The sequence below is a fragment of the Sphingomonas sp. genome, assembly GCF_003248515.1.
In the GTDB taxonomy this organism is placed as follows: domain Bacteria; phylum Pseudomonadota; class Alphaproteobacteria; order Sphingomonadales; family Sphingomonadaceae; genus Sphingomonas_I.
Window position 1 is genome coordinate 163,422 of sequence record NZ_QFOB01000010.1, and the last position, 17,506, is coordinate 180,927.

Here is a 17,506-nt window from a genome sequence, read left to right on the forward strand (position 1 = left end):
TTCGCGTCGATTTATTCTTCGATCGCCAGAATCCGGCGCGCCTGGATCAGATGGGGGCGATCGATCATCCGGCCATCCAGCTGGATCGCGCCGACGCCCGGCTGCGCCGCGAAAGCCTCGACGATCGCAAGGGCGCGAGCAATCTCTTCCTGTGTCGGCGAAAAGCCGCTGTTGATGGCCTCCACCTGGGTGGGATGGATGGCCATCATGCCGGAAAAGCCGTCCCGCCGCGCGCGCGCAACGTACGCAGCGAGGGCATCCGGTGCGTCGATACGAGGAAAAACAGTCTCGATTGCCGGCACGCCGGCAGCGTGCGCCCCAAACAGGGTCAGCGATCGAACCATCTCGTACGGCGCGGTATAGCGTCCGTCCTCCTCTCGGGACGTGGAGGCGCCGATCGCAGCTGGCAAATCCTCGGCGCCCCAAGTGAGGCCAGCGAGATGCGTCGTGGCCATCCTGTAGGAGCCCAGCTCGAAAATGGCCGCCGGCGTCTCCGTCGCGATCGGCAGGATCGGCGGTGCCCGCCTGCCCCCGATCAGCGTCAACAGCGTCTCGATGCTGGCGGCGCCTTCGGCCTTGGGCAGCACCAGACCATCCGGGGAAGCGGGAAGAACCGCATCCAGATCCGTGCGAGCAAGGCCGCCATCCAGCGGATTGATCCGCACGAAGGTCGTCACGTCGCGCCGCGCGGAAAGGCATTCAGCGGCAGCCACGCGCGCGGATGCTTTCCGCTCGGCCGCGACCGAATCCTCCAGATCGAGGATGATCGCGTCGGCGCCGCTCGCGGCCGCCCTGCCGAAGCGTTCGGGCCGGTCCGCCGGCACGAACAGGAGGGATCGCAGCCTCATGCCCCGCTGCCGCGGATCAGCGCCATGCGCAGGCATCGGCACACCACCTCGCCACGCTGGTTGATGAGGCGATGCGCGAAGGTGACGATGCCGGCGCCGGGCCGCGATCGGCTGGCCTTGAGTTCGGTCACCTCGGTTTCCGCCCGCAGCGTATCCCCGATGAAAACGGGCGCCGGCATGACGAGCCTGTCATAGCCGAGATTGGCGACGAGCGTGCCCAGCGTCGTATCGCCCACCGAAAGGCCGATCATCAGCGCGAAGGTGAAGGTGCCGTTGACGAGGATCTGCCCGAACTCGCTGGCTTTCGCCGCCTCCGCATCGATGTGAAGCGGCTGCGGATTATGCGTCATGGTGGAGAAGAGCAGATTGTCCGTCTCGGTCACGGTACGCCGGATCTCGTGGGCGATCCTCTCCCCGATTTGCCACTGATCGAAGAATTTCCCGGCCATCAGGCGTCCTCCGCTTTGCCGATCCTCACGAGCAGCACGCCCTCGAGAACCTGATCCCCCTCGCGGGCGCCGATTTCGATGATATGGCCGTCGAACGGCGCCACTAGGCTGTGCTCCATCTTCATCGCTTCGAGCGTCAGCAGTCTCTGCCCTTTCGCCACGCTGTCGCCCGCTGCGGCCATCACCGCGATCACGCGGCCCGGCATGGGCGAAAGCAACGTGCCATCCGAATGATCCGCGCCGTCCGCGCCTACCGCACGCCACGCATCGAGGCTCCATACCTGCCCCGCCTGACGGACCAGTATATGATCGCCGGATGCGGCCGTGCTGTCGGTGCGCGGCTCGAAGCGGATGGAGATCGCCTCGCCATCCAGAAGAAAGCAGGCCTCCCGGCGGGGCGGAGCGTTGAGACGAAAGCCGGCGAGCCCTCCGCCAAGCGCGATGGTGGCGGCGGCATCGGCCAGCCTGCCCTGATCGGGCCGGGCGTTCGGCATCAGCGCCTCCCCCTTCCAGCCGACCCATCCCGTGTCCACGCGCGCCGCCGCGAAATCCGGATCCGTCAGCGCCTTCACCAGAAATCCAGTGTTGGTCCTGATCGGCCAGATCACGGTGTCGCCCAGCGTCTTCGCCAGCGCCTCGCGCGCCGCCTCCCGATCGGGGCCATGCGCGATCACCTTGGCGATCATCGGATCGTAGAAGGGTGAGATTTCCGCACCCTGCTGCACGCCGGTATCGATCCGGCAGCCTTCGCCGGGCACGAATGTATCGAGCCGGCCGATCGAGGGGAGGAAGCCTTTGGAGGGATCCTCGGCATAGAGCCGCGCTTCCATCGCCCAGCCATGGATCGAAAGCTCGTTCTGTCGTTTCGGAAGCGGCTCGCCAGACGCGACGCGCAACTGCCATTCCACCAGATCCTGCCGCGTAATCTCCTCGGTCACGGGATGCTCGACCTGAAGACGCGTGTTCATCTCCATGAACCAGATCCGGTCGGCGCGAAGCCCATCGGAGCCATCCGCGATAAATTCGATGGTCCCCGCGCCGACATAATCGACGGCCTTCGCCGCATTGACCGCCGCCCGGCAGACGGCCGCGCGCGTCGCTTCATCCATGCCCGGCGCCGGAGCTTCCTCGATCACCTTCTGATGGCGACGCTGGAGCGAGCAGTCACGCTCGAACAGGTGGACGACATTGCCGTGGCTGTCGCCAAACACCTGCACCTCGATATGGCGCGGGTTGGTGACCCACTTTTCCAGCAGAACCTGATCGTTGCCGAAGGACGACGCCGCCTCGCGCTGGCAGGAGAGCAATGCGTCGGCGAAGTCCGCCGCCGCATCCACCTTGCGCATGCCCTTGCCGCCGCCGCCCGCGACCGCCTTGATGAGCACGGGATAGCCGATCGCTTCCGCCTCGGCCTTCAGCCGCTCCGGGCTCTGGTCTTCGCCGAGATAGCCGGGCGTGGTCGGCACACCGGCATCCTGCATCAGCTTCTTGGCCGCATCCTTGAGGCCCATCGCAGTGATCGAAGCCGGGTTCGGTCCGACCCAGATCAGCCCCGCATCCTGCACGGACTGTGCGAACTCCGCGTTTTCGCTGAGGAAGCCATATCCGGGATGGATCGCCTCCGCCCCCATATCCCTGGCCGCCGCGATGATGCGATCGCCCAGCAGATAGGATTCGCGCACCGGCGCTGGTCCGATATGCACCGCCTCGTCCGCCATCCGCACGTGCAGCGCGGTCGCGTCCACGTCCGAATAGACGGCGATCGTCCGTATGCCGAGCTTTCGGGCCGTCCGGATCACGCGACAGGCAATCTCCCCCCGATTGGCGATCAACAGAGACTTCATCATCGGCCTACATCCTGAACACGCCGAACTGCGCCCGCTCGGGGACGGGCGCGTTCAGCGTCGCGGCGAAGGCCAGCCCCAGCACGTCGCGGGTCTGCGCGGGGTCGATGATGCCGTCATCCCACAAGCGCGCCGTCGCGTAATAAGGATTGCCCTCATCCTCGAAACGTTGCCGGATCGGCGCCTTGAACGCCTCTGCTTCCTCCGGCGACCATTTCGCGGCGTCGCGATGTACGGTCGCGAGCACCGAGGCCGCCTGCTCGCCCCCCATCACGCTGATGCGGCTGTTCGGCCAGGTGAACAGGAAGCGCGGCTGGTAGGCCCGCCCGCACATGCCATAATTGCCGGCGCCGAAGCTGCCACCGATCAGCACCGTGATCTTGGGCACGCTGGCGGTGGCGACCGCCGTCACCAGCTTAGCGCCATTCCTGGCGATGCCCTCCGCCTCATATCTGCCGCCCACCATGAAGCCGGAAATGTTCTGGAGGAACAGCAGCGGGATACGCCGCTGGCAGGCCAGTTCGATGAAATGCGCGCCCTTCAGTGCACTCTCCGAAAACAGCACGCCATTGTTGGCGAGGATCGCCACCGGCATGCCCCAGATATGGGCGAACCCGCAGACCAAAGTGGTGCCATACAGCGCCTTGAATTCGTGGAATTCGGAGCCGTCGACGATCCGCGCGATGACTTCGCGCACGTCATAAGGCGCGCGCACGTCCTGGGGCACGATGCCGTACAGTTCTTCGGCATCGAACTTCGGCGGCACCGGGTCGCGCAGGTTGAGATCTGGCACGAGATCAGGCTGCAGGGTCGAGACGATATCCCGCACGATCGACAGCGCGTGCTCGTCATTCTCGGCGACATGATCGACCACGCCGGATCTGCGCCCATGCGTTTCGGCACCGCCCAGTTCCTCGGCCGAAATGACCTCGCCCGTCGCCGCCTTCACGAGTGGCGGGCCGGCGAGGAAGATCGTGCCCTGGTTGCGCACGATTACCGTTTCGTCCGACATGGCCGGCACATAGGCGCCGCCCGCCGTGCAGCTTCCCATCACGCACGCAATCTGGGGAATGCCCTGTGCCGACATCTGCGCCTGATTGTAGAAGATGCGGCCGAAATGCTCGCGATCGGGAAAAACCTCGGCCTGATTGGGCAAGTTCGCGCCGCCGCTATCGACGAGGTAAATGCAAGGCAGTCGATTTTCGAGAGCGATCTCCTGCGCGCGGAGATGCTTCTTCACCGTCATCGGAAAATAGGTGCCACCCTTCACGGTCGCGTCGTTACACCCGATCATCACCTGACGACCGGCGACACGCCCGATGCCAGCGATCATGCCAGCCCCCGGCACGTCGTCGCCGTAGAGGCCATTGGCGGCGAGCTGGCCGACTTCCAGAAAGGGCGAGCCCGCATCCAGCAGCAGTTGCACGCGATCGCGCGGCAGGAGTTTGCCGCGCGCGACATGACGTTCGCGCGCGCCAGCCGTGCCGCCCAGCGCCGCCATCGCAACCTTCGCCCGAAGCTCTTCGGCCAGTGCGCGATTGCATGCCGCATTCGCGCGAAAGGCATCGCTCCCGGCCGAAAGCGCCGTATCGAGAACGGGCGCGCTCATGCCCCGATCAGTTCCCGCCCGATCAGCATCCGGCGAATCTCGTTGGTGCCGGCGCCGATATCAAGCAGCTTGGCGTCGCGCATGTAGCGCTCCACCGGCCAGTCCTTCGTATAGCCCGCCCCGCCCAGTGCCTGGACGGCCTCCAGCGAGACCTTCATCGCATTCTCGCTGGCCAGGAGGATCGCGCCCGCCGCATCGAAGCGCGTCGTCCGCCCCGCATCGCAGGCCCGCGCCACGGCATAGACATAGGCCCGCGCCGAATTGAGCGCGACATACATGTCGGCGATCTTCGCCTGCATCAGCTGGAAGGCGCCGATCGGCTTGCCGAATTGCCTGCGCTCGCGAACATAGGGCAGCACCACGTCCATGCAGGCCTGCATGATGCCGATCTGGATCGCCGAAAGCACCGCGCGCTCATAATCGAGCCCAGACATCAGCACCGCGACGCCTCCGTTCAGCGGGCCCATGATATTCTCTTCGGGCACCTCGCAATCGTCGAACACCAGTTCGGCCGTGGGGGATCCGCGCATGCCCATCTTGTCGATCTTCTGGCCGATCGAGAAACCCTTGCATCCCCTCTCGATCAGGAAGGCGGTGATGCCCTTTGCCCCCTCCCCCGTCTTCGCATAGACGACCAGCGTGTCGGCATAGGGCGCGTTGGTGATCCAGAATTTCGTGCCGTTCAGAACGTAGCGATCGCCCCTTTTCTCGGCCCGGAGCTTCATCGATACGACATCCGAGCCGGCGCCCGCTTCCGACATGGCGAGGCTGCCGACATGCTCGCCCGAAATCAGCTTCGGCAGATAGCGGGCCTTCTGCTCCGCGCTCGCCCAGCGCCGGATCTGGTTCACGCACAGATTGGAATGGGCGCCATAGCTCAGCCCGATCGAGGCCGAGGCGCGCGCCACTTCCTCCTGCGCCACGACATGTTCCAGATAGCCGAGGCCGAGCCCGCCATATTCCTCCTCGACGGTGATGCCGTGCAGGCCGAGCGCCCCCATTTCGGGCCACAATTCGCGCGGGAACCAGTCCTTTTCGTCGATCTCGCGCGCAAGCGGTGCGATCCGGTCGGCGGCGAAGCGCGCCGTGGTGGTGCGGATCAGATCCGCATTTTCGCCGAGGGCGAAATCAAAGTCCGTCACCTGCCCTCTCCCAAGAGCCCTGTCTGTATCCCCCTCCTTCTAGCGCGGCGGGCATCGACAGAAAAATTGAACTTACCTCAAAGAGTATATTATCAAAATCTATGCACCGATCACGGCGCAGGGACGGATGATGCTCGATCGCTACCTTCTCCGCTACTTCCTCGCGGTGGTGGATCATGGGAATTTCTCGCGTGCCGCCGCTGCCTGCAACGTCTCCCAGCCGACGCTTTCGGTGGGCATCGCCAAGCTGGAACGAACCCTCGGCCTTTCGCTGTTCGTCCGTTCCAACCAGCGCGTGGAGTTGACCGAGCCGGGCGCCCGTTTCCTCGTCCATGCGCGCCGCATCGAGCGGGAGTTCAACGCCGCTCTTCAGGCCATGGGGACGACGACGCGCCTTTCCACCTTCAGGCTCGGCGTGCTCGGCAGTATCCCCGGCAGCCTGATCGCGCAGGGGATTGCCGGCACGAAGCCCGGCGACGACCATCGCTTCGAACTGGTTTTCGGTACGGAGCGCGAGCTTGTCGGCCACCTTTCCCGAGGCAGGATCGATGTGGCGTTGACGCTCGTCGGCCGGGGGTCCCCCCGGTTCCTGGAGCGCCCTGTGATGAGCGAAGGCTATGCGCTGGCGCTGCCGCAGGATCATAGTCTGGCGGGCGAGGAGGACATCGCCGCCGAACGGCTCGCGCACGAGGTGATGATCGTCCGCCGGCATTGCGAGGCGCTGTCCGACACGAGCCGTCATTTCACCGAACGCGGCGTCCGTCCTCATTTCGCGATGCGATCCACAAATGACGAGCGGGTGCTGCAGATGGTGGCCGCCGGCATGGGAATCACCGTCATGCCGCTCTGCTATCGGCATGAGGGAGTCGTCAGGCCACGTCTCTCGGGCTTCACGCTGAGGCGCGTTCTGGGGTGGGCCGCCGCGCATGACGCGGAACATTTTCTGGACGAGCCGCCTCCCCTGATCCGCCTGATCGACTCCCTTCTGTCCGGGTTGGGAACGCGAGCGAATTGAAGCGGCCGCACGTCGCTTTGCATGGCGGTTGAAGGTCCGCCCCGCTTCTCCGGGCGGACCGGAAATCCGCCCCTGAACCATCGATGATCGCGCAATCCGCGCCTGTCTTCCGCTCGACAGCGAAGAATTCCCCAATGGCGCGCGCTTTTTTCGCGCCAAACGGCCCGTCCCGTCCGGGCTTGAAATATCTCCGAAACCGAGATACTCGATCCATAAGACGGGATCACATTTCATTATGTGAGATAGTTCCCGCATTTTTCTGGTTCTAGGGAAGGATGGAACATGATCGGCACGTCGCGCTCTTGGCAGGGCGAAGCATCGGCCCTCACCGTCGCTGCGGTTCTGTTGCTGGCGGCTGAGCCGGCATTCGCTCAGGCCGCGCCGACGCAGGCGCCCACCGCCGCACCGGCGGCTGCCGAGGCACCGGCAGGCGATGAAATCGTCGTCAGCGGCATCCGCCAGAGCCTTGCCAACGCGCTCAACGTGAAGCGCGAATCCGCCCAGGTCCTCGATGCGATTTCGGCCGAGGATATCGGCAAGTTCCCCGACAAGAATGTCGGCGAAGCGCTCCAGCGCGTGACCGGCGTGCAGATCACGCGCTCCGGCGGCGAAGGCTCGGGCGTCTCGATCCGTGGCGCCGATCCGGCGCTGAACCGTGTCGAGGTCAACGGCCAGACCCAGCTTTCCACGGGCGCGGGCACCGCCACCCGCCAGGTGGAGTTTCGCGACATCCCGGCCGAATTCGTCTCGCGCCTCGAAGTCGTGAAGTCGGCCACGGCGGACATGACGGAAGGCGGCCTCGGCGGCACCGTGCGCATCATCACGCGCCGGCCGTTCGACAATGGCGGCAAGCCTTTCCTCGCCGGCTCGGGTCAGGTCGTCTATACTGATCTCGCCAAGCGCTGGGATCCGAAGTTCGCGCTGATCGGCAGCAAGACCTTCGCCGATAACACGATCGGCGTGCTGCTTTCGGGAACGTACGAAAAGCGCAGCCTCTGGTACGATCAGACACGCACGACCGGCTGGCGCCAGGTGGAGCGCAACCAGCCCGCGACCGCGCCGAACTGTCTCGTCGGCCGCAACCAGAATGCCTGCGTCGATCTGGATTCGAGCGGTTTCGGCGATTTCTACCCCGATATTCCGCGCTACGTCATCAATCGCGAACTGACCGAGCGTTATGCGTTCAACGGCATCGTCGAATGGCGGCCGACCGATACGTTCAAGCTTTATGCCGAAGGCACCTATACCCGCGGCAAGCAGACGCTGAACTCGCAATTCCTCCAGCTTTCCACCGTGCAGGCCGCGGCCAATGGCGGCATCGATACGGGCGCCACGCAGTTGGGCGACGATCAGACGGCCAGCACCGTGACGTTCGTGGATCGCACCACGGTGCGCAACGCCGCCGGCCAGGTCGTCACGCCCGGTTCGCTCGCCGTCACCTATCGCAACATCCTCGGCACGATCGACCGGACCAACATCAACAGCCAGCTGGGCAGCGAATGGGAGATCACGGATCGGCTGAAGCTCACCGGCCGGGCGGGCTATGCGCGTGCGCGCGCCTACAATAACGAGATCGATACCGTCGCTGCCGCGCAGGGCCTTTCCTCGATCACGGTCGATTATTCGGGCAGCGAGCATGCGCCCAACATCACGCTGCCGATCGATCCGACGACCACGCAGGGCATCACCCAGTTTCAGGTCTATCGCCGCCCGCGCTACAACACGCAGGTTGAAAAGAACTTCCAGCTCGATGGCGAATACAAGCCCGAAAGCTGGCTGACCTCGATCAGGTTCGGCGTGCAGAAGCGCGATGTGGATGTGAAGAGCCGCTATTACGACACCACCGTCACCTATAACGGCTATGTCGCTTCGACGCCCGGCTTCGGCAACATCACCCGCAGCAATTATTCCACGGGCAGCTCGGTCGCGCAGGTAATCGGCACGGGCACGAATGCCGCGATCCTGAACCAGATTCAGGGCATTCTCGCAGGCAATTATGATCTTGGCGATCATGACTTCTTCAACACCGGCAATCTCGGCTTCAACGGCTATTCGCGCTGGCTGAACCTGGGCATGAAGGTGGCCAATGCGGCCGACGTGCCCGATCCGTTCACCAATCCGGTGCCCTCCGATACCTGGACCGTGACCGAGAAGAATCTCGCGGCCTACGTCTCGGCCTCGTTCAAGTTCGAGATTGGCGGCGTGGATCTGAGCGGCGTCGCCGGCGGCCGCGTCATCAATACCAAAACGGAAAGCCGCGGCTTCACCGTCACGGCGGCGAACGCCACCACCGGGGCGGCCGCTTCGATCACCCCCTTCTCCAGCAAGGGCGAATATACGGAGTTCCTGCCCAGCCTTAACCTGAAGGCGGAGCTGATCCCCAACAAGCTGCTCGCCCGCGGAACCGCCACCGAAGTGATCGCACGGCCCTCGCCGTCCGATCTGGCGCCGCGCTTCACGCTCGACACGGTCGGCCTCACCGGATCGCGCGGCAATCCGAACCTGCAGCCTTATCGCGCCAAGCAGTATGATATCGGGCTGGAATGGTACATCAGCAAGGTCAACTTCCTGTCGGCCACCTTCTTCCGGAAGGACATCAGCTCGTTCGTCGATCGGACGACGCAGCCCGAAGTGATCGATGGGCAGACCTACACCATCTCCCTGCCCGTCAATGGCTCATCCAAGGTGCAGATCAACGGCGTCGAGCTGGGATCGCAATTCGCCTTCGATTTCCTGCCCAGCGTCCTGAAGAATACCGGCATCACCGCCAACTACACCTATTCGAAGGACAAGGGATATAATCAGAAGGATTATTTCACCGGCGATTCTCTGAGCTTCCCCGGCCTGTCCCGCCACAGCGTGAACTTTTCGACCTATTATGAGGACAGCAAGCTTTCGCTGCGCGTCTCCTACAACTGGCGCTCGAAATATCTGATCGCGGCGCTGGATCGCGGCAACAATCCCGCCGTGGGCGCCGCCTTCGGCCAGTGGGATGGCTCGGCCAGCTACAATATCAACGATCATTTCTCGATCTTCCTGGAAGGCGTGAACCTGTTCCACGCGCAGAGGACCGAGAATGCGAACAGCATCTATCGCCAGAACATCATCGAAACCTATGGCCGGCGCATCTACGGCGGCATCCGCGCCAAGCTGTAAGGGCGGATCGGGCTGATGACGCTTCAGGCGGGGTCGTATTTGCGCCTCGTCCCTTCAATCCTCCTGCTGGCCGGAGCCTCGGCTCCGGCTGCTCTTTCCGCGGAAAGAGTGCCTCTGGCGCTCTCTCACTGGCGCATCGAGGCGGAAGACAACCACGCGAAGGTCGCCCGCAAGGGTGATCTCATCGATATGGACAGTGCCAGGGGCATCACCCTCTGGTTCGATCGCCCCCTCGCCTCTCCGGTCAGGATCCGGTTCGAGGCGCGCGCCGTGTCCGGCCCGGGACCGAATGACAAGGTGAGCGATCTCAACGCCTTCTGGATGGCGACCGAGCCCGACGGCGCCTCCCCGCTCGAACATCCCCGCACGGGCAGGTTCGAGGATTATGATACGCTCCGCATGTATTATGTCGGCATAGGCGGCAATCGGAACAGCACCACGCGCCTGCGCCGCTATATCGGCCGTCCCGGTGATCGGCCCCTGCTTCCCGAACATGACCGGCAGGACAAGGCCGCGATGCTCGTGCCCGATCGCTGGACCGAAATATCCCTGATCGCGGACGGCGAGCATGTCGCCGTGGAGCGGGACGGGCAGCCCCTGTTCACGATGATCGACACCTCGCCCTATCGGCGCGGCTGGTTCGGCCTGCGCACCACCTGGAGCCACATTCAGGTGCGCAGGGTGACGATCGACCGATCCACGAAAACCCGCTCGCCCTGATCCTGTCGAAAAGCGGTCCTCCCCTTCGGCGACGCAGGGAAGATCGCGCTTCGACGGGCTCGGCACGACACGGACAGACAATCAGAGGATATTGCCATGCAGCTGACCCGCCGCGACACGATGAAGCTGCTCGGCGCTACCGCGCTGGTTCCGCATGTCGCGGTCGCGCGCCCGGCTCCGGCCCTCCCGCCCGTAAAGCTGCACTGGCTGGAGGAGCGGACACCCGCGCTCCAGCTGGGCCAGACGGTCGGCGTGGCGTGGCCTCGCGGCGCACTCGGGCCGCGCGTGGATCTGCGCGTCGAGGCCGGCGGCAAGCCCATTCCCGCCCAAAGCTGGGTCACCGCCACCTGGCCGGACGGTTCGGTCAAGTGGACCGCCCATGCGCTGGAGGCGGGCGCCGGCACGTCCGATCTCGCCGTGCGCCCCGGCAAGCCGGCGGCGCCGTCCGCGCCGCTCCGGATCGAGGAGCGCGCCGATGCGATCGTCATCCGCAGCGGCGATTGCGTCTGGGAGATTGGCCGTAGCGGCGAGGCGCTGATCCGATCGGCCACGCGCGCCGGCCGGCCGATCATGGGCGCCTTCACGCTCGTCGGCAGCGTGCGCCCCTCGCCCGAAGGGACACCCGTTCCCTTCACCGGCCGGATCGACAGGGCGACGGTCGAGCAGGCCGGGCCTGTCCGGGCGGTCGTGAAGCTGGAAGGCATGCATGCGCTGGAGGGCGGCCGCCGCTGGCTGCCCTTTTCCGTCAGGCTCTATGCCTATGCCGGTGCCGAGCACCTGCGCGTGATCCACAGCTTCGTCTTCGATGGCGAGCCGGCGAAGGATTTCCTCTCCTCGCTCGGCCTGCGCGCCACCGTACCCATGCGGGGGGCGCCGCACGATCGCCACGTCCGCTTCGCCTCCGATGGGCCGCTGTTCGCCGAGGCCGTCCGTCCCCTCACGGGCCTGCGCCGCGATCCGGGCGCGGCCTTCCGCGAGGCGCAGGTGGCGGGCCGCCCCGTTCCGGATCTGGCGACGATGAGCAAGGTCGTGCGCGAGGGGCTCGACATGATCCCCACCTGGAGCGACTTCACGCTCGAACAGGCCAATGCGGATGGCTTCCGCGTGGAGAAAAGGACCTCGCCCGGCCATGCCTGGGTCGCCGCGCGCTCGGGCAGGCGTGCGCCGGGCCTCGCTTATGTCGGCAGCCCCACGGGCGGCGTCGCCATCGCCCAGCGCTGGTTCTGGCAGCGCCACCCGAGCGCGCTCCACATCGAAGATGCCGCCACCGATGAGGCGCATCTCACGGCGTGGCTCTGGTCGCCCGCCGCGCCGCCGATGGACCTGCGCACCTATCGTCCCGTGCTCGGCATGGAAGGCTATGACGCGCAGAATCACGCGCTCGACATCACCTATGAGGATTATGAACCCGGCTGGGATAGCGCGATCGGCATCGGCCGCACCAACGAGCTGACGCTCTGGGCGCTCGCGGCGACGCCCGCCAATGATGCGATCACGGCAATGGCCGGCGCCAATGCGCTGCCGCCGCAGCTGATGGCCGATCCCGCCAGCCTGCACGCCGCGCAGGTCTTCGGTGACTGGGCGCTGCCCGATCGCTCGACCCCCAATCGCACCGTCGTCGAAAACCAGCTCGACCATCTCGTCGATTTCTATGCGAACGAAGTGGAGCAGAGATCCTGGTACGGCTTCTGGGATCATGGCGACGTGATGCACACCTATGATTGGGATCGGCACGTCTGGCGCTATGACATAGGCGGCTTCGCGTGGGACAATAGCGAGCTGTCTCCCGATCTCTGGCTGTGGTTGCAGGCGCTGCGCACCGGCAAGGCGCAGGCCTGGCGGCTGGCCGAGGCGATGACGCGCCACACGTCCGAAGTGGATACTTATCATCTGGGGCGCTTCAAGGGGCTCGGCACCCGCCACGGCGTGCAGCACTGGAGCGACAGCTCGAAGCAGCCGCGCGTTTCCAACGCCGTCTATCGCCGCATCTATTATTATCTCACTGCGGACGATCGCATCGGCGATATCCTGCGCGATCTGCTCACCTCGGATCAGACGCTCGGCCATGTCGAGATCGGCCGCAAGATCCCCAACGCGAAGCCCTATGACGGCCCCGCCGGCACGATCGATATGGGCTTCGGCCCGAGCTGGACGGCCTATGCCGCCGCCTGGCTCACCGAATGGGAGCGTACCGGCGACAAGAAATGGCGTGACCGGATCATCGCCGGCATGGCCTCAATCACGAAGCTGCCGCATGGCTGGATGACGGGATCGGGGCAATATGATCTGAAGAGCGGCCGCTTCGTGGGCGGCGATGGCAAGATCCATTTCCAGCATCTCACCGCCGTCTTCGGCGCGGTGGAGGTGAATGCCGAGTTGATCCAACTGATCGATATGCCCGCCTACAAGGCGACATGGCTCGATTATTGCCGCTGGTTCAACGCGCCCAAGGCCGATTATGTCGCGAAGTTCGGCGAGCCTTTCGGCGCGCGCAACCTGCGCGAGGGCTATTCACGCCTCACCGCCTATGCCGCCCATGAAGGGAGTGATCCGAAGCTGGCCGATCGCGCGGCGGAGGAATTCTTCTCGGGCGAACAGGGCCTCGGCACCTGGACCACGGATCCCCGCGAGCGGGTGGCGGGTGCGATCGAATGGCCGTCCGTCTCCACCAACGCCGCCGCGCAATGGGGCCTCGCCGCGATCCAGCTGCTGGCGCTGGTGCCCGACGCGATCGATCGCGCCACGATCCCCCCGCATCACAGTTCCGCGCAGGAACCGCGAAGCAGTTGATGCCCCGTCGGCCGATCCCAGCCGGCCGATCCCCGTCAGCCGATCGCCGTCGCCAGATCGCGCATCCATCGTTCGGTGAAGGCCCGGGATGCGCGGGCGGCGGCGGCGATGCCATCGAAGGCATGGAACGCCCCCGGCACCACGGCGAGATCGATCGGCACGCCCGCCGCCGCCAGCCGGCCGGCATAAGCGACATCCTCATCGTAGAAGAGATCCAGCGTTCCCGTGCCGATGAAGGCCGGCGCCAGCCCGCGCACATCCGCCAGCCGGGCCGGCACGGCGCCGGCAGGCGGGTTCGCGCCGCCGGCCGGCTGGCCGAGAAGCGAAGTCCAGCCGAAGCGGTTCGCCGCCGCCGTCCAGATGAACTGGCCCGTGCCCGGCCGCGCCGGAACGCTGCTGCCGGTGCGATCGTCCAGCATGGGATAGATAAGCACCTGGAAGGCGAGCGGAATCTCCCTCCGGTCGCGCGCCGCGATCGCCAGCATCGCCGCGTGGCCGCCCCCCGCACTCGATCCGCCGACCGCGATCTTGGCCACATCCACGCCCAGCCGCGCCGCATTGTCGTGCACCCATTTGAGCGCGGCATAATTGTCGTTGAGAGAGGCGGGAAACTTCGCCTCCGGCGCCAGCCGATAATCGACCGACACGATCAGCAGCCCACGCTCCCTCGCCAGCATCCGAAGCCCCGGCCCGATCCCAGCCGCCCCGGAAACGTAGCCGCCACCATGGATCCAGATCAGCGCGCCGCGCCCCTGTCGCCCGGCACCGCCATCGAACACGAGCACCCGCACCGGTGGCTCGCCCGGCAGGCCGGGAATCGATTGCGGCGGCAGCGCATCCGCCGTCCATGCCGGGAAGGATAGGGGGTGCGCCGGGCGGCTACCCGGCTTGACGCGGAAGGCGGCGAGATTGTCGGCCGAGACGATCATCTCGTTCACACGGGCGAGATCGTCGATCATCTCCGGATCGACATCGGCGAAGCGGGCATCGCGCGCCTGGCTCCATCCGCCGACAGCCCATAGGCCGCCCGCCGCAATGAGCGCGGAGGCACCCGCCCCCTTCATCACCTGCCGCCTGCTCACCTGCATCGCCGCTCTCCCGATCAGCTTTTCGCCCGCACTTGAAACATCGTCTCGCCGGTTACGCAATTTTATTTGTACGACAATATCGCCGGTTCGCCGCATGGGCGGGGGCGGACAATCGGCATGACGGGGCCAAAGGGTTTTCCTATGGAGGAGCCGACAAGCCCGATTTCGCTCCGCCAGCCGTGCCGAGCCCTTCACCCACGAGGAAATGTCTTGCCCCGCCTCGGCCTCCTGCCCGCCACCCGTCTCGCGAACCTGGTCTCCGGCTTCGCGATCTCGGCCTGGGCGCCGCTCATTCCACATGTTCAGCAGGGGATCGGGCTTTCGTCGGGCGCACTGGGGCTCACGTTGCTCGCCTTCGGCGCGGGATCGATGGCAACGATGCCGGTGGCGGGCGGCATCGTCGGCCGCATCGGCTGCCGGCGCCTTTTCGCCCTGTCGGGCCTGCTGATCGTGCTGACCCTGCCCTGCCTCGCGCTGATGCGGTCCGCACCCGCGCTGGCCGTGGGCCTTTTCATCTTCGGTTCCGGGCTCGGCCTCATCAGTTGCGCGCGGAATCTTCACGGCCTGGCCACCGAACGGGCGCTGCAACGCAGGCTGATGTCCGGATTTCACGGCTTTTACAGCGTGGGCTGCGTGCTGGGCGCGGGCACGATGAGCGTATTGATGGGGCTCGGCATGCCGCCCCTCGGCGCGATCTCGATCGTCGCGTTCGTGATCCTGATATGCGTGGGCCTCGCCACGCCGGCCATCACCAGCGAGCATATGGGCTCCGGCCCCGCTTATGCGATGCCGAAAGGCGTGGTGCTCGTGATCGGGCTGCTCTGCTTCATCGTCTTCATGGCGGAAGGATCGGTGCTGGACTGGAGCGCGATCCTGCTGACCGGCCACTTCCGGCTGGACGCGGCCCGCGCCGGCCTGGGCTATGTTGCCTTCGCCACGATGATGACGGCCGGCCGGCTTTCGGGCGACAGGCTGGTGCACCGTTTCGGCGACAGGGCGATGCTCACGCTCGGCCCGCTGCTCGCGGCGGCTGGCTTCGTCATCGCCGTGCTGCCGTCGCACTGGACACTCGCGGTGGCGGGCTTCGCCCTCGTCGGCGCCGGCTGTGCGAATATCGTGCCGCTCCTTTACAGCGCCGTCGGCCGCCAGACGGTGATGCCCAGCAATCTTGCGCTCACAGCCGCCGGATCGATCGGCTTCGCAGGCGTGCTCACCGGGCCGGCCGCGATCGGCTTCATCGCGCAGTGGAGCAGCCTGACGATCTCCTTCCTAATCCTGGCGGCACTGGTCGGTCTGGTCGCCCGTGTCACGCCCGGCGTGCTGAACGCGAAATAGCGGAATCGCGGCGCGCAGCGGGCGGCGCGGCCCGCGCGCCGCTTCATTGCCGCGCGCCGACGGATCAGGGCTTCGCGATCTTCACCGCATAGACCTGGGGTGTGCCTTCCATGTTCGATCGGAACACCATCCACTTCCCATCGGGGGTGAAGGTGATGTTCGGCTCCAGCCGGTAATCATGCTTGCGCATGTCCACGATCTTTTCCTGCACGAACGTGCCGGGGGAGATCAGGCTGCCGCTGTTCGCCGCATGGATGCCGGCCACGTCCGGCACGTCCTTCGGTGTGAAGAGATAGAGATATTTCCCGTCCGGCGCATGGGCCACCATCTCGCTATCGCCGCCGTCGCCTGAAAAATGCCTGAGGTCCGGCGCCTGGTTGTAATGGACCGACCATTCGTTGCGATCGAGATGATACCATTTGCGGGCGCCGGTCGCGACTTCATATCCCGCGAGCCAGAAATCCTCGCCGCGCGGCGTCTGCAGATCATACCAGATCCACTTTCCGTCCGGCGAAAAGAATTCGTGCCCGGCGATTTCCATGTTCATGGTGCGCGTGTGGATCCTGGTGTTCTGGCTGCCGTCCGTTCGCACGGTCCAGATCCGGTCCACCTTGTGCCACGGCCCTTCGTGGCAATACATGATGAGCGTCGGATCGGTCGGCGAGAACTGGATATGGTTCAGCCAGTCCCGGGAGGCGACCACCACCTTGCGCGCGCCGGTCCTGATGTCGATCGTGAAAATCTCCATCGGGATGCCCGCTTCCAGCCGCTCGTTGAGGCGCACCTCCTTCGCCTCCGCGAACGTATAGGGCGTGCCGTCCGGCCGGTTCGCCGCATAGCTCGCCTGGCCGAATTGCTGGCGGATTTCGGGCTGGGACTGCTTCTGCGTCCCATCCGGCTGCAGCGGTTTGTCGCTCTCCGCCCACTGGCCCAGCAGCAATGTCTCGTCGGCGTTGATCGATCCGATCGAGCCCTTTTCCACCGTGGCGATCCTGCGCGTCCTGCCCGTATCGATATCGGCGGCGAAGATGGTCGTCGCGCCCGCCGCATCATCGCGCTTGTGGCTCGCATAATAAGCCGTGCGCGTCTTGCGGCCGGTGAACAGCAACTGGAGGTCCTTGCCCTTCACCAGCGGCTTCACGCTCCAGTCCGCCAGCGTGACCGTCGCGATGCCGTCCGGCACGGAGATCACCATCTTGTCGCCCTGCGGCGTATAGCTTGGCTGGTGGAAATAAAGGCTGGCCGTGCCGGGCTCGCTGCTGATGCGCACGATCTCGTGGCCGGTCGTTGGATCGATCCACTGCTTCACGGGCGCCCCGCCGGCAGCGCTGCCCGTCAAGGCCGCAAGAGCGAGGATGAGATAGTTCGGGCGCGTCATTCACACTCTCCCACATATCGGGACTAAATCCCGCATAGTATGTCTTTCCTTGCACCGAAGCGGGGCGCCCCGTAAAGCGGAATGAGAGGAAATCGGGGAGCCACGCCTTTCGGCACCCCCGCCCGGAGGGGA

Annotated in this window: 12 protein-coding genes; 5 read left to right on the plus strand and 7 right to left on the minus strand. The window is 65.5% G+C overall.

What is annotated here, in order from left to right; translation table 11 throughout:
• Positions 1–11: 11 nt before the first annotated feature.
• The 5 genes from DI605_RS16200 to DI605_RS16220 are packed head-to-tail and all read right to left on the minus strand — an operon-like array spanning position 12 to position 5,892.
• Positions 12–848 carry a CoA ester lyase gene (locus tag DI605_RS16200; protein ID WP_293975955.1) on the minus strand — a complete coding sequence of 279 codons (837 nt, stop codon included), beginning with the start codon at positions 846–848 and terminating at the stop codon, positions 12–14.
• A complete protein-coding gene (locus tag DI605_RS16205) occupies positions 845–1,297 on the minus strand; it encodes a MaoC family dehydratase (protein WP_293975957.1) in 453 nt (150 codons plus the stop codon). The genes DI605_RS16200 and DI605_RS16205 overlap by 4 nt, the downstream gene beginning before the upstream one ends.
• Complete coding sequence (locus DI605_RS16210; protein ID WP_293975959.1) at positions 1,297–3,144, minus strand: acetyl/propionyl/methylcrotonyl-CoA carboxylase subunit alpha; 1,848 nt, start codon at positions 3,142–3,144, stop codon at positions 1,297–1,299. The genes DI605_RS16205 and DI605_RS16210 overlap by 1 nt, the downstream gene beginning before the upstream one ends.
• 4 nt (positions 3,145–3,148) lie before the next feature.
• Positions 3,149–4,750: a carboxyl transferase domain-containing protein gene (locus tag DI605_RS16215; protein ID WP_293975961.1), complete on the minus strand. Its 1,602-nt coding sequence runs from the start codon at positions 4,748–4,750 to the stop codon at positions 3,149–3,151.
• Complete coding sequence (locus DI605_RS16220; protein WP_293975963.1) at positions 4,747–5,892, minus strand: isovaleryl-CoA dehydrogenase; 1,146 nt, start codon at positions 5,890–5,892, stop codon at positions 4,747–4,749. The genes DI605_RS16215 and DI605_RS16220 overlap by 4 nt, the downstream gene beginning before the upstream one ends.
• 130 nt (positions 5,893–6,022) lie before the next feature.
• Between DI605_RS16220 and DI605_RS16225 the strand changes: the two genes are divergently transcribed.
• The 4 genes from DI605_RS16225 (at position 6,023) to DI605_RS16240 (ending at position 13,573) form a co-directional block, all read left to right on the plus strand.
• Positions 6,023–6,907: a LysR family transcriptional regulator gene (locus tag DI605_RS16225; RefSeq protein WP_293975965.1), complete on the plus strand. Its 885-nt coding sequence runs from the start codon at positions 6,023–6,025 to the stop codon at positions 6,905–6,907.
• Positions 6,908–7,189: 282 nt separating this feature from the next.
• Positions 7,190–10,063 (plus strand): TonB-dependent receptor, encoded by a 2,874-nt coding sequence (locus DI605_RS16230; RefSeq protein ID WP_293975966.1) that lies wholly within the window; start codon positions 7,190–7,192, stop codon positions 10,061–10,063.
• Positions 10,064–10,171: 108 nt separating this feature from the next.
• Positions 10,172–10,783 carry a DUF6250 domain-containing protein gene (locus DI605_RS16235; RefSeq protein ID WP_293975968.1) on the plus strand — a complete coding sequence of 204 codons (612 nt, stop codon included), beginning with the start codon at positions 10,172–10,174 and terminating at the stop codon, positions 10,781–10,783.
• 96 nt (positions 10,784–10,879) lie between these two features.
• Entirely contained in the window at positions 10,880–13,573 is a 2,694-nt protein-coding gene (locus tag DI605_RS16240; protein ID WP_293975969.1) for a Tat pathway signal sequence domain protein, read from the plus strand.
• 35 nt (positions 13,574–13,608) lie between these two features.
• Here the strand turns inward: DI605_RS16240 and DI605_RS16245 are convergent, their stop codons facing one another.
• Positions 13,609–14,661 (minus strand): alpha/beta hydrolase, encoded by a 1,053-nt coding sequence (locus DI605_RS16245; RefSeq protein WP_293975970.1) that lies wholly within the window; start codon positions 14,659–14,661, stop codon positions 13,609–13,611.
• Between the two features lie 210 nt (positions 14,662–14,871).
• On the opposite strand from DI605_RS16245, the gene DI605_RS16250 reads away from it, so the two are divergent.
• Positions 14,872–15,996, plus strand: a complete 1,125-nt coding sequence (locus tag DI605_RS16250) for an MFS transporter (protein WP_293975972.1) — start codon at positions 14,872–14,874, stop codon at positions 15,994–15,996.
• Between the two features lie 64 nt (positions 15,997–16,060).
• Here the strand turns inward: DI605_RS16250 and DI605_RS16255 are convergent, their stop codons facing one another.
• A complete protein-coding gene (locus DI605_RS16255; protein ID WP_293975974.1) occupies positions 16,061–17,374 on the minus strand; it encodes an oligogalacturonate lyase family protein in 1,314 nt (437 codons plus the stop codon).
• Positions 17,375–17,506 lie beyond the last annotated feature (132 nt).

What these genes read in the sequence shown, in the direction of transcription:
- DI605_RS16200 (WP_293975955.1), bottom strand. Translation starts at nt 848, where the DNA reads ATGAGGCTGCGATCCCTCCTGTTCGTGCCGGCGGACCGGCCCGAACGC.
- DI605_RS16205 (WP_293975957.1), bottom strand. Translation starts at nt 1,297, where the DNA reads ATGGCCGGGAAATTCTTCGATCAGTGGCAAATCGGGGAGAGGATCGCC.
- DI605_RS16210 (WP_293975959.1), bottom strand. Translation starts at nt 3,144, where the DNA reads ATGATGAAGTCTCTGTTGATCGCCAATCGGGGGGAGATTGCCTGTCGC.
- DI605_RS16215 (WP_293975961.1), bottom strand. Translation starts at nt 4,750, where the DNA reads ATGAGCGCGCCCGTTCTCGATACGGCGCTTTCGGCCGGGAGCGATGCC.
- DI605_RS16225 (WP_293975965.1), top strand. Translation starts at nt 6,023, where the DNA reads ATGCTCGATCGCTACCTTCTCCGCTACTTCCTCGCGGTGGTGGATCAT.
- DI605_RS16230 (WP_293975966.1), top strand. Translation starts at nt 7,190, where the DNA reads ATGATCGGCACGTCGCGCTCTTGGCAGGGCGAAGCATCGGCCCTCACC.
- DI605_RS16240 (WP_293975969.1), top strand. Translation starts at nt 10,880, where the DNA reads ATGCAGCTGACCCGCCGCGACACGATGAAGCTGCTCGGCGCTACCGCG.
- DI605_RS16245 (WP_293975970.1), bottom strand. Translation starts at nt 14,661, where the DNA reads ATGCAGGTGAGCAGGCGGCAGGTGATGAAGGGGGCGGGTGCCTCCGCG.
- DI605_RS16255 (WP_293975974.1), bottom strand. Translation starts at nt 17,374, where the DNA reads ATGACGCGCCCGAACTATCTCATCCTCGCTCTTGCGGCCTTGACGGGC.